Here is an 11,640-nt window from a genome sequence, read left to right as displayed (position 1 = left end):
TCAGGCCGGCTACCCGTCGTCGCCTTGGTGAGCCATTACCTCACCAACAAGCTGATAGGCCGCGAGTCCATCCCAGACCGAAAAACTTTCCAGACGCTAACCATGCGGTTGCGTCTCGTATCCGGTATTAGACGCCGTTTCCAGCGCTTATTCCAGAGTCCGGGGCAGGTTACTCACGTGTTACTCACCCGTTCGCCACTGATCCCCTTAGAGCAAGCTCCAAGGTTCACCGTTCGACTTGCATGTGTTAAGCACGCCGCCAGCGTTCGTCCTGAGCCAGGATCAAACTCTCCGTTGATGTTCAACTCCCACCACAACCCCAAAAGGACCGCGGTGAAATACTGATACCCACAAAGGGTTGTCATCCCAGCTGAGCAAGAACAACTAGCAAAAATACTAGATGATCATTGTCAACCAAAGGATTAAAATATCGTTTCATCAGCACCACACACCCACCAGAAGGAGGATGCGCCGCACCTTCTGAAGACGAGGTATTGGCATCGATTTTTGACACGCTGTTGAGTTCTCAAGGTTCGGACGCGCACCGATCGGTCTGCACTCTCGTGCGTCTCGCTCGGGGCTCTTGGTGAAACCTTACCGCATCCAATCTTGGGCGATTTCCGTGATCTTCCTCGTGAGGAAGCCGGTGACTCGCGCTTGGCTTTCTTGCGGTGTGTTTCCAACCGTACCAGGCCTTTCGGACCGGCTCCAACTCGCTCTTTCGCCATCAGCAGTGCTGCGACGAAGACCTTCGTGGTGGTTGATCAGCTCGCGGGACCGGCCTACTTGGTGCAACCCTGCAAGGGCTGCCGCTTGGTGTCCGTTCCTCCCTCTCGGGCTGACATCGAGAACATTAGACGACCATCCGCGGCGATGCCAAATCGCCCGCCACAGGGGGCCGGCTCACCCCTGCTCACCCCCTGCTCACCCCAGGCGCAGGGCCGCGAGGGCCTTCTTGCCACGGCGCAGCAGGGCGGTCGAGCCGTGGAGGAAGTCCTCCTGGGTGAGCACCCGCTCGGGGTCGGTGACCTTCTCGCCGTTCACCGACGCCGCCCCGTCGGCCACCGCACGACGGGCCGCGTTGCGCGACTCGACGAGACCGCTGGCGACGAGGGCGTCGACGACGGTGTCGCCGACCGCGCCCGCTCCCCCGGGCAGCTCGGCCGTCGCGTCGGCGAGCGTCTGCGCGTCGAGGACCCGGACGTCTCCCTTGCCGAAGAGCGCGGCCGACGCCGCCTGGGCCTGCGCGGTCGCCGCCTCCCCGTGCACGAGCGTCGTGACGTCTTGGGCGAGGAGCCGCTGCGCCGCGCGCCGGAAGGGCTCGTCGCGGACCTGCCGCTCGAGCTCGGCGACCTCGTCCGGTGTGCGGTCGGTGAAGATCTTCACGAGCGAGACCACCGAGGCGTCCTCGACGTTGAGCCAGTACTGGTAGAAGGCGAAGGGGCTCGTCATCGACGGGTCGAGCCACACGGCGTTGCCCTCGGACTTGCCGAACTTGCGTCCCTGCGAGTCGGTGATGAGCGGGGTGGTCAGCGCGTGCGCCGTCCCCCCCTCGACGCGGTGCACCAGGTCGGTGCCGGCGGTGATGTTGCCCCACTGGTCCTGCGCACCCGTCTGCAGGGTGCAGCCGTGCTCGCGGTAGAGGTGGAGGTAGTCCAGCGCCTGGAGGATCTGGTAGCTGAACTCCGTGTAGCTGATCCCCTGCTCGGACTCCAGCCGGGCGGCCACGGCGTCCTTCTTGATCATCTGGTTGACCCGGAAGTACTTGCCGTAGTCCCGCAGGAAGTCCAGCGCGGAGATCGGCGCGGTCCAGTCGAGGTTGTTGACGAAGAGCGGGGGCTCGCCGTCCTCCGGGGTGAGGATCCGGCGCACCTGGGCGGCGATGCGCTCGACGTCCTGCGCCGTCTGCTCCTTGGTCTTGAGCACCCGCTCGCTCGTGGGCCGCGGGTCGCCGATGAGGCCCGTCGAGCCGCCGACGAGACCGATGACCTTGTGCCCGGCTCGCTGCAGGTGCCGCAGGAGGATGAGCTGGACGAGGTTGCCGAAGTGCAGCGAGGGCGCCGTCGGGTCGAAGCCGCAGTAGACGGTGACCGGGCCGGCGGCGAGCGCGTCGCGCAGCGCCTGCTCGTCGGTGGTCTGGGCCACCAGACCACGCCAGGTCAGCTCGTCGAGGATGTCAGTCACGGTGCGTCGGGCTCCTTCGTCGTCTCGCCGCCCGCCGTAGGCGGCGCACCCAGCCTGCCACGAAGCACGACGACGCCCCGAGCCGGCGTCCGGGCATGGACGCGCGGTGATGGGATGGCCCCATGACCCTCCACGACGGCGACACCCCCGTCGACGCCGACCAGCTGCGCCGGCTGCTCGAGGAGCAGCGTCCCGACCTGGCGGACGCCCCGCTGCAGGTCGTCGAGGGCCCGGGGACCGATCACGTGCTCGTCCGGGTGGGGGACGACCTCGTCGCCCGGCTCCCCCGCAACGCCCCGGCCGCGGTGTCGCTCGGCACCGAGCTGCGCTGGCTCCCCCGCCTCGTCGACCGGCTCTCCCTGCCCCTGCCCCGGGTCGAGCACGAAGGGGTGCCCGGCGCTGGGTACCCCTTCGCCTGGGCCCTCCTGGGCTGGCTCGATGGCCACGACCTCTGCGCGGTCGTCCTCGACGGCCAGGTCCCCCGGACCTGGGCCGACGACCTCGCCGACCTCGTGACGACCCTCCGCGCGGTCGACGTCTCGCTCGACCCACCGCGGGGGGCACGTGGCGGTGATGTGGCCACCCGGGCCGCCGGTGCGGACGACGTGCTCACCGCCCTCGCCGACCGTCACCGCGTCGGCGTCCTGCGACGGGCCCTCGACCTCGGGCGGGAGGCCGCCCCCTTCGCCGGCCCGCCGGTGCTGCTCCACGCCGATCTCATCCCGGGCAACCTCCTGCACCGCGACGGTCTCCTCACCGGGCTGCTCGACCTCGGCGCGCTGACGACCGGCGACCCCGCGTGGGACCTCACGCCGGCGTGGTGGGTGCTCGACGCGCCCGGGCGCTCGCGGCTGCGCGACCTGCTCGGCGGCGACGAGGCGCTCTGGGCGCGCGCCCGTGCTCTCGCGACGGTCCAGGGCGCCCTGGCGACCTGGCACTACACCCCGCGGCGGCACCCCCTGGCCGCCCTCGGGGACCAGGCCCTCCAGCAGGTCGCCGCAGACCTCAGCCGCGCCTGACCCGGGGCCTGGCCGCGCGGTAGGGCGAGACGCTCGGCTCGCCGTCGAGCCAGTAGCGCCACGGGTAGAGCACGCCGTCGCCCCCGGCTCCGCTGACGCCCACGCGCGGGCCGCTGCGCACGCGTGCCGGGTCCACCGGTGCCGTCGGTGGCAGGACGGCGAAGGGGGCGTCGTCGCCCCCGCACACGTCGGCCCCGTCGTCCTCGCCGGTGATGCCGAGCGCCCGCGTGAGCCGGGCCGGGCCCCGGGCGAGGTCCCGGTCGCGGACGCCGGGTCGGCGCTCCAGCGCCAGCTCGAGTCCGTCGACGACCTCACCGGCCCGCACGAGGACCGCGCCGCAGACGCCGTCGGACGCGCACACGAGGTTGGCGCACCAGTGCATGCCGTAGGTGAAGTACACGTACAGGTGCCCCGGGGGACCGAACATCACCGCGGTGCGCGGCGTGCGCCCCCGGAAGCCGTGCGACCCGGGGTCGCTCTCGCCGCGGTAGGCCTCGACCTCGGTGATCCGCAGCCCGACGCCGCGCACCACGAGGGTGCAGCCGAGCAGCTCGGGCGCGACCTCGAGGGGGTCGCGCCCGAACCACGCGCGCGGCAGGGCCTGCGTCATCGGCTGGGACGGGTCAACGGACCGGCTCAGCGGGCGACGACCCGCGTCGCGGCCCACTGCGAGAGGTCGGCGTGCGTCTCGCGCACCCGCTGCAGCTGCTCGGCCACCCGGACGGGGGCGGTCCCGCCCTTCGCGTCGCGCGACGCGAGCGAGCCCTCGACCGAGAGGACCTCGCGCACGGCGGGCGTGAGGTGGGGCGAGATCTGCGCGAGGTCGTCGTCGGAGAGGTCCCACAGCTCGATGCCGCGCTCCTCGCACACCCGCACGCAGGCCCCGGCCACCTCGTGGGCGACGCGGAAGGGGACCCCTTCGCGCACGAGCCACTCGGCGACGTCCGTGGCGAGCGAGAAGCCCTGGGGCGCGAGCGAGGCCATCCGCTCGGTGTCGAAGCGCAGCGTCGCGACCATCCCCGCGACCGCGGGCAGGACGAGCTCGAGGGTGTCGACGGCGTCGAAGACCGGCTCCTTGTCCTCCTGGAGGTCGCGGTTGTACGCCAGCGGCAGCGCCTTGAGCGTCGCGAGCAGACCGGCGAGATCACCGATGAGCCGGCCGGCCTTGCCCCGGGCGAGCTCGGCGACGTCGGGGTTCTTCTTCTGCGGCATGATGCTCGACCCGGTCGAGTACGCGTCGTCGAGGGTGACGAAGCCGAACTCCTTCGTCGCCCAGAGGATGACCTCCTCAGACAGGCGCGAGATGTCGACCGCCGCCATCGCACACACGAAGGACAGCTCGGCGACGAAGTCGCGCGCCGCGGTGCCGTCGATGGAGTTCTCGACCGACCCGGCGAAGCCGAGGTCGGAGGCGACCGCCTCGGGGTCGAGACCCAGGCTGGATCCGGCGAGCGCGCCGGACCCGTAGGGCGAGAGCGAGGTCCGGGCGTCCCAGTCGCGCAGCCGCTCGACGTCGCGCAGCAGCGGCCACGCGTGGGCGAGCAGGTGGTGGGCGAGCAGGACCGGCTGGGCGTGCTGGAGGTGGGTGCGCCCGGGCATCGCGGCCTCCGGGTGGGCCGCCGACTGCTCGACGAGCGCGGCGACGACGGCGAGCAGGTGCTCGGCGACGACCCGAGCGTGGTCGCGCAGGTACATCCGGAAGAGCGTGGCCACCTGGTCGTTGCGCGAGCGGCCCGCGCGCAGCCGGCCGCCCACGTCGGCGCCGGCGCGCTCGATGAGACCCCGCTCGAGCGCGGTGTGCACGTCCTCGTCGTCCTCACCGGGCGCGAAGTCGCCCGACAGGACGTCGGCGAGCAGGGTGTCGAGCCCGGCGAGCATCGCGTCGCGCGTCGTCTCGTCGAGCAGGCCCGCCCCGTGGAGCACCCGGGTGTGGGCTCGCGAGCCGGCGATGTCGTAGGGCGCCAGGCGCCAGTCGAAGTGGGTCGACTTCGACAGGGCGGCGAGCGCGTCGCTCGGCCCGCCCGCGAAGCGTCCGCCCCACAGGCTCACCTTCTCGCTGCTCTGCTCGGTACCGCTCACTGCTCCTCCTCGTTCGTGTGGGTCAGGGCGAGCAGCCGGCGCACGAGGTCGCCCGCCGCCCCCGCCCCGGTCGTGATGATCATGATCGTGTCGTCACCGGCGATCGTGCCGAGGACGTCGGGGAGCCGGGCGTGGTCCATCGCCGAGGCGAGGTAGCCGGCGGCTCCCGGCGGTGTCCGGGCGACGACGAGCTGCTCGCTCGACGTGGCCGTGACGAGCAGCTCCTCGCACAGCCGGCGCAGCCGGTCGTCGAGCTCGTCGGGGCCGACCGCGGGACGCGGGGTCGGGTCTCCCCCTTCGCCCGGGACCGCGTAGACGAGCGCGCGTCCGACGCGCACCCGCTCGGCCCGCAGGTCGATGAGGTCCCGGCTCAGCGTCGCCTGGGTGACGGTGATGCCGTCGGCCGCGAGCAGCTCGAGCAGCTCGGCCTGCGAGCGCACCGCGTGGCTCGAGAGCAGCTCGGCGATCCGGGCCTGACGACCCGGCCGGCTGGCGACGATCACGTGCCGTCCCGGTGCTGCTCGAGGAGGAAGGCGAGCACCGCCTTCTGCGCGTGGAGCCTGTTCTCGGCCTCGTCCCACACGACCGAGCGCGGCCCGTCGATGACGTCGGCGGCGATCTCGACGCCGCGGTAGGCGGGCAGGCAGTGCAGCGCGAGCGCGTCGGGGGCGGCCTGCGCGAAGAGCTCGGTGCTCAGCGCGAAGGGGGCGAAGGGGGAGCCCTCGCCCTGCCGACCGGAGCGCTCGTCCTCCTGGCCCATCGACACCCACGTGTCGGTGGCGACGCTCCCGGCCCCGGCGACCGCCTCGACCGGGTCGGCGGTGACGAGGACCGATCCCCCGGTCTGCGCGGCGACGGCCTCGGCCCGGGCGAGGACCCCCGCGTCCGGCTGGTGGCTGGCGGGGGTGCCGATGCGCACGTGCATGCCGGCGGTCGCCCCGGCGAGCAGGTACGTGTGCGCCATGTTGTTGGCCCCGTCGCCGACATAGGCGAGGTGCTGGCCGGCGAGCTCGCCGCGGTGCTCGCGGATCGTCAGCAGGTCGGCCAGCCCCTGGCAGGGGTGGTAGTCGTCGGTGAGCGCGTTGACGACCGGCACCCCGGCGTGGCGGGCCATCTCCTCGATGCGGTCCTGGCCGTGGGTGCGCCAGACGACGGCGCTCACCTGACGACCGATGACGCGGGCGACGTCCGCGACCGACTCGCGGGTGCCGATCTGGGCGAGGTTGCCGTCGACGACCATCGGGTAGCCGCCGAGCTCGGCGACACCCGTGGTGAAGGACAGCTGGGTGCGCAGGGTCGGCTTGTCGAAGATGATCGCGACGGCCTGGGGCCCCTCGAGCGGGCGCTCGGCATGGCGGGACGCCTTGAGGGCCAGTGCGCGGTCGAGGACCGCGGTCTGCTCGGCGGGGGTGAGGTCGTCGTCGGCGAGGAGGTGGCGGGTCACGAGCTGCTCCGGGTGGCGTCGTCGAGGATGGAGGGCAGGGCGGTGACGAAGCCGTCGAGCTCCGCCGCCGTGATGACGAGCGGCGGCGCCAGACGGATCGCGTCGGGGGCGACGGGGTTGACGATGAAGCCGGCCCGTCGGGCGGCGGCGACGACGTCGGTCGAGGCGAGACCACGAAGGGGGATCGCCCGCAGCAGCCCGAGCCCGCGGACCGGGCCGAGGCGGGGGTCCTCGAGCGCGGCGACCGCGGCGACGAGGTGCTCGCCGAGCTCTCCCGCCCGGGCCACGAGCCCCTCGGACTCGATGGTGTCGAGCACGGTGAGCGCCGCCGAGCACGCGAGCGGGTTGCCGCCGAAGGTGCTGCCGTGCTGGCCGGGCGCGAGGAGCGCTGTCGTCTCCGGCCCGAAGGTGACGAGAGCGCCGATCGGCACGCCGCCGCCGAGCCCCTTCGCCAGGGTCATCGCGTCGGGGACGACGCCGTGGTGCTGGTGGGCGAACCACGCGCCGGTGCGCCCGATGCCGGTCTGGATCTCGTCGAGGACGAGGAGGGCGCCGACCTCGCGGGTGACCTCACGGGCGGCCCGCAGGTAGTCGCCGTCGAGAGGCAGCACGCCGGCCTCGCCCTGGACCGGCTCGAGGAGCACCATCGCCGTGCGCTCGTCGACGGCGGCCCGCAGCGCCGCGACGTCGCCCGGGGGCACGTGGACGACGTCGGGGATGAGCGGCTCGAAGGGCTCGCGGTAGGCGGCCTTGTGGGTGAGAGCCAGCGCCCCGGTGCTGCGCCCGTGGAAAGCGCCCTCGAGGGCGACGATGCGGCTGCGGCCCGTGCGGCGCGAGAGCTTGATCGCCGCCTCGACCGACTCGGTGCCGCTGTTGGTGAAGAAGACCCCGGACCCCGCCGGGGCGTCGGCGACCGCCAGGATGCGCTCGGCGGCACCGACCTGGGCGGTCGTCGTGAAGAAGTTCGAGACGTGGACGAGCTCGCCGGCCTGCTTGCTGATGGCCGCGACGAGCTCGGGGTGGGAGTGGCCGAGCGCGTTGACCGCGATGCCGGAGACGAGGTCGAGGTAGCGCTGCCCGTCGACGTCCCAGACCCAGCAGCCCTCGCCGCGGGAGATGACCAGGCCCGGTGCGCCGAAGACGCCGATGTGGCTCGCGCCGTAGCGCTCGAGCCACTCCGCCTGGCTCGTGGTGCGCTCCTGGCCCCCGCTCACGACGGGCTCCCGGAGACGAGCGCCTCGTCGGCCGCCGCCGCGGCCTCGGTGCCGTCGGGCACGAGCATCGTGCCGATGCCCTCGCGGGTGAAGATCTCGAGGAGCATCGAGTGCGGCTGGCGGCCGTCGACGACGTGCGCCTGCGGCACGCCGCCCTCGACGGCGCGGATGCAGGCCTCGAGCTTGGGGATCATCCCGGCGTCGACGCGCTCGAGGAGCCGGCGCGCGCCGGAGACGGAGAGCTGGCTGAGCAGGCTGTCGCGGTCGGGCCAGTCGGCGTAGATGCCCTCGACGTCGGTGAGCACGACGAGCTTGTGCGCGCCGAGGGCGACGGCGAGCGCGGCCGCGGCCGTGTCGGCGTTGACGTTGAGGACCTGGCCCTCGACGTCGAGGTCGGGGGCGATCGTCGACACGACGGGGATGCGACCGGCGTCGAGGACGTCCTGCACCGCGGAGGGCTCGACGTGCTCGACGTCGCCGACGAGACCGATGTCGACGTGCTGCCCGTCGATCTCGACCCCACGGCGGCGCCCGCCGAAGAGACCGGCGTCCTCGCCCGACAGCCCGACGGCGACGGGGCCGTGCTGGTTGAGCAGCCCGACGAGCTCGCGCCCGACCTGCCCCATGAGCACCATGCGCACGACGTCCATGACCTCGGGGGTCGTCACCCGCAGCCCGCCCTTGAACTCGCTCTCGAGCCCGAGCCGTTCGAGCATCGCCGCGATCTGCGGTCCGCCGCCGTGGACGACGACGGGGCGCAGCCCGGCGTAGCGCAGGAAGACGACGTCCTCGGCGAAGGCACGCTTGAGCGCGTCGTCGGTCATCGCGTTGCCGCCGTACTTGACGACGACGAGCGAGCCGCGGAAGCGCTCGAGCCAGGGCAGGGCCTCGACGAGCGTCGTCGCCTTGGTGCGGGCGACGCGCAGCGCGGCCGCGTCGATCGCACCGCGCAGCGTGGCGCTCGGGTCGGACGAAGGGGGCGGGGTCACGCGCATCACTTCCCGGTCAGGTGGAGTAGGCGGAGTTCTCGTGGACGTAGTCGTGGGTGAGGTCGTTGGTCCAGACCGTCACCTCGTGCTCGCCCGCGTGGAGGTCGACGACGACGCTCACCTCGCGGCCGGCGAGGCTGACGGCCGAGCGGTCCTCGCCCACTCCCCCGGCGCGGCAGACCTGCACGTCGTTCATGCTCACGTCGAGCCGGTCGGGCTCGAAGACCGCCCGGGTCGTGCCGACGGCGGCGAGCACGCGGCCCCAGTTCGGGTCCTCGCCGAAGACCGCGCACTTGAAGAGGTTGTTGCGCGCGACGGACCGGGCGACCTCGAGGCCGTCGTCCTCGCTCGCGGCGCCCCGCACGGTGATCGCGATGTCGTGCTTCGCGCCCTCGGCGTCGCCGATGAGCGCGCGGGCCAGCTCGGAGCACACCTCGCGGACGGCCTCGGTGAGCTCGTCGGGGTCGACGGGCACCCCGCTCGCGCCGGAGGCCATGAGGAGCACGGTGTCGTTCGTCGACTGGCAGCCGTCGGAGTCGACCCGGTCGAAGGTCGTGCGGGTCGCCTCGCGCAGCGCGGCGTCGAGGACCTCGGGGGTCGTCACGGCGTCGGTCGTCACGACGACGAGCATCGTGGCCAGGGCGGGCGCGAGCATCCCCGCCCCCTTCGCCATGCCGCCGACCGTCCAGCCCTCGCGGGTGGCCGTGGCGGTCTTGCTCACGGTGTCGGTCGTCATGATCGCCTCGGCGGCGTCGGCGCCGCCGTCCGCCGACAGCGCGGCCGCGGCCGCGTCGACGCCGCCGAGCAGCGCGTCCATCGGCAGCCGCTCGCCGATGAGACCGGTGGAGCACACGGCGACGTCACCGGCGGAGACCCCGAGCACCTGCGCGACGTGCTCGGCCGTGCGGTGGGTGTCGGCGAAGCCCTCGGGCCCGGTGCAGGCGTTCGCACCACCGGAGTTGAGCACGACGGCGTCGACCCTGCCGTCGGAGAGCACCTGCCGGGTCCACACGACGGGGGCCGCCTGGACGCGGTTGGAGGTGAGGACGACGGCCGCGTGGTGGTCGGGGCCGTCGTTGACGACGACGGCGACGTCGGGTCGCCCGCTCGCCTTGAGGCCGGCGGTGACGCCGGCTGCGCGAAAGCCGGCGGGGACGGTGGTGCTCATGAGCCCTCCTGGGGGTCCGGGCGCCAGCCCGACAGGGACGTCGGGGTGACGACGAAGCCGTGCTTGCGCCACAGGGTCGCGGCGTCGTCGGCCCGCGCCTCGGGGACGAGGACCCAGTCGGTGTCGTAGGTCGACATCGCGAGGATGCTGATCCGGCCGGCGACGACGGGCGTCAGCAGGTCGTGCATGACCCCGACGAGCTCGAAGTCGAGCGGTCCGGCGACCTCGAAGGGGATGTACGGCCCCTCCTGGCGGACGTCGGCGGGCACGAGGTGCGCGTCGCACATGATCGAGGTCTCGTCGGCGGTGCGGGTGATCGAGGAGAAGGCCCCGCCGAAGACGTCCCACGTCGGCTCCTCGCCGGCGGCGAGCCGGGCGACGACGAGCCGGTCGGGGTGGCGCATGAGGTGCAGCGGCATCCGGCTCACGGCGCGACCCCCGCGAGCGGCAGCCCGGTGGTCTCGGGCAGGCCGAGGGCGAGGTTCATCGACTGCACGGCGGCGCCGGCGGTCCCCTTCGTGAGGTTGTCGACCGCGGCGACGGCGACGACGCGCCCGACGCGCTCGTCGAGGGTCACCTGCACGTGGACGAGGTTGGACCCGACGACGTCGCCCGTGCGCGGCCACGTGCCCTGCGCCAGCAGGTGGACGAAGGGCTCGTCCGCGTAGGCCTGCTCGTAGGCGGCCCGCACGGCGGTGGCGTCGACGCCCTCGGCGGCCGGCGCGGTCGCGGTCGCGAGGATGCCCCGGGGCATCGGCGCGAGGGTGGGGGTGAAGGACACGCTCGCGTCCGTGCCCGCGGCGAGGGCGAGGTTCTGCTCGATCTCGGGGGTGTGGCGGTGGACCCCGCCGACGCCGTAGGGGGACATCGCCCCCATGACCTCCGAGCCGAGGAGGTGCGGCTTGAGCGAGCGACCGGCACCGGACGTGCCGGAGGCGGCGACGACGACGACGTCCTGGGCGCGCGCGACACCGGCAGACAGCGCGGGGGCGAGGGCCAGGCTCACGGCCGTCGGGTAGCACCCGGGCACCGCGATGCGGCGCGCCGAGCGCAGCTGCTCGCGGGCCTTGGTCCCGTCGTGGGCGACGAGCTCGGGCATGCCGTAGGGCCAGGTCCCGGCGAAGGGGGTGTCGTAGTACGTCGTCCACGCGGACTCGTCGCGCAGCCGGAAGTCGGCGCCGCAGTCGACGACGACGCAGTCCTGCGGCAGCTGGGCGGCGATCGCCGCCGAGTGGCCGTGCGGGAGGGCGAGGAAGACGACGTCGTGCCCGACGAGCTGCTCGACCTCGGTCGGGGCGAGCACCCGGTCGGCGAGCGGGGAGAGGTGCGGGGCGATGTCGCCCAGGCGGCTCCCGGCGTTGCCGGCTGCGGTGACCGCGCCGATCTCGACCTCGGGGTGCGCGAGGAGGAGCCGGAGGATCTCTGCCCCGGCGTACCCGCTCGCTCCTGCGACTGCTGCTGTGACCACGATGTATGAATATACGCTATCGCTAGAAGTTATGCAGACACAGGGGGTGACGGCGGTCCGCAGCACGACGGTCGC

At 72.9% G+C, this 11,640-nt stretch carries 11 protein-coding genes and 1 rRNA gene; 1 reads left to right on the top strand and 11 read right to left on the bottom strand.

The window, feature by feature from the left end:
* Both ABIB53_RS16225 and tyrS read right to left on the bottom strand, forming a co-directional pair.
* Nucleotides 1-298: ribosomal RNA gene (locus tag ABIB53_RS16225) — 16S ribosomal RNA — on the bottom strand; the annotation flags it as partial.
* Between the two features lie 626 nt (nt 299-924).
* Nucleotides 925-2,184, bottom strand: a complete 1,260-nt coding sequence (tyrS, locus tag ABIB53_RS16220; protein ID WP_123090773.1) for a tyrosine--tRNA ligase — start codon at nt 2,182-2,184, stop codon at nt 925-927.
* 122 nt (nt 2,185-2,306) lie between these two features.
* Between tyrS and ABIB53_RS16215 the strand changes: the two genes are divergently transcribed.
* Nucleotides 2,307-3,203, top strand: a complete 897-nt coding sequence (locus ABIB53_RS16215; RefSeq protein WP_354588913.1) for a phosphotransferase — start codon at nt 2,307-2,309, stop codon at nt 3,201-3,203.
* On the opposite strand, the gene ABIB53_RS16210 is transcribed toward ABIB53_RS16215, so the two are convergent.
* The 9 genes from ABIB53_RS16210 to argC are packed head-to-tail and all read right to left on the bottom strand — an operon-like array spanning nt 3,190 to nt 11,565.
* Nucleotides 3,190-3,813, bottom strand: coding sequence for a DNA-3-methyladenine glycosylase (locus ABIB53_RS16210; protein ID WP_123091500.1), 624 nt, complete (start codon nt 3,811-3,813; stop codon nt 3,190-3,192). The genes ABIB53_RS16215 and ABIB53_RS16210 overlap by 14 nt on opposite strands.
* A gap of 26 nt (nt 3,814-3,839) precedes the next feature.
* Complete coding sequence (gene argH / locus ABIB53_RS16205) at nt 3,840-5,282, bottom strand: argininosuccinate lyase (RefSeq protein ID WP_354588912.1); 1,443 nt, start codon at nt 5,280-5,282, stop codon at nt 3,840-3,842.
* A complete protein-coding gene (locus ABIB53_RS16200; protein WP_191563442.1) occupies nt 5,279-5,785 on the bottom strand; it encodes an arginine repressor in 507 nt (168 codons plus the stop codon). The genes argH and ABIB53_RS16200 overlap by 4 nt, the downstream gene beginning before the upstream one ends.
* Entirely contained in the window at nt 5,782-6,726 is a 945-nt protein-coding gene (gene argF, locus ABIB53_RS16195; RefSeq protein WP_354588911.1) for an ornithine carbamoyltransferase, read from the bottom strand. The genes ABIB53_RS16200 and argF overlap by 4 nt, the downstream gene beginning before the upstream one ends.
* The gene (locus tag ABIB53_RS16190; RefSeq protein WP_191563440.1) at nt 6,723-7,940 is read right to left on the bottom strand and encodes an acetylornithine transaminase; all 1,218 of its coding nucleotides are present in this window, start codon (nt 7,938-7,940) and stop codon (nt 6,723-6,725) included. Before ABIB53_RS16190 ends, argF begins: the two co-directional genes overlap by 4 nt.
* Nucleotides 7,937-8,935: an acetylglutamate kinase gene (gene argB / locus ABIB53_RS16185; protein WP_502914661.1), complete on the bottom strand. Its 999-nt coding sequence runs from the start codon at nt 8,933-8,935 to the stop codon at nt 7,937-7,939. The genes ABIB53_RS16190 and argB overlap by 4 nt, the downstream gene beginning before the upstream one ends.
* 10 nt (nt 8,936-8,945) lie before the next feature.
* On the bottom strand, nt 8,946-10,097 hold the full coding sequence (argJ, locus tag ABIB53_RS16180; protein ID WP_354588910.1) for a bifunctional glutamate N-acetyltransferase/amino-acid acetyltransferase ArgJ: 1,152 nt from the start codon (nt 10,095-10,097) through the stop codon (nt 8,946-8,948).
* Nucleotides 10,094-10,516 (bottom strand): ACT domain-containing protein, encoded by a 423-nt coding sequence (locus tag ABIB53_RS16175; RefSeq protein ID WP_068274431.1) that lies wholly within the window; start codon nt 10,514-10,516, stop codon nt 10,094-10,096. Before ABIB53_RS16175 ends, argJ begins: the two co-directional genes overlap by 4 nt.
* Before the next feature lie 5 nt (nt 10,517-10,521).
* Entirely contained in the window at nt 10,522-11,565 is a 1,044-nt protein-coding gene (gene argC, locus ABIB53_RS16170; RefSeq protein WP_201466565.1) for an N-acetyl-gamma-glutamyl-phosphate reductase, read from the bottom strand.
* Between the last annotated feature and the right edge of the window lie 75 nt (nt 11,566-11,640).

The sequence above is a fragment of the Janibacter sp. UYMM211 genome (assembly GCF_040547045.1).
Classification (GTDB): Bacteria; Actinomycetota; Actinomycetes; order Actinomycetales; family Dermatophilaceae; genus Marihabitans; species Marihabitans melonis.
The sequence above is the reverse complement of the archived record's forward strand: the minus strand, read 5'-3'. Positions and strand labels throughout refer to the sequence as shown.

What these genes read in the sequence shown, in the direction of transcription:
- ABIB53_RS16175 (WP_068274431.1), bottom strand. Translation starts at nt 10,516, where the DNA reads ATGCCGCTGCACCTCATGCGCCACCCCGACCGGCTCGTCGTCGCCCGG.
- argJ (WP_354588910.1), bottom strand. Translation starts at nt 10,097, where the DNA reads ATGAGCACCACCGTCCCCGCCGGCTTTCGCGCAGCCGGCGTCACCGCC.
- ABIB53_RS16215 (WP_354588913.1), top strand. Translation starts at nt 2,307, where the DNA reads ATGACCCTCCACGACGGCGACACCCCCGTCGACGCCGACCAGCTGCGC.
- ABIB53_RS16210 (WP_123091500.1), bottom strand. Translation starts at nt 3,813, where the DNA reads ATGACGCAGGCCCTGCCGCGCGCGTGGTTCGGGCGCGACCCCCTCGAG.
- argB (WP_502914661.1), bottom strand. Translation starts at nt 8,935, where the DNA reads ATGCGCGTGACCCCGCCCCCTTCGTCCGACCCGAGCGCCACGCTGCGC.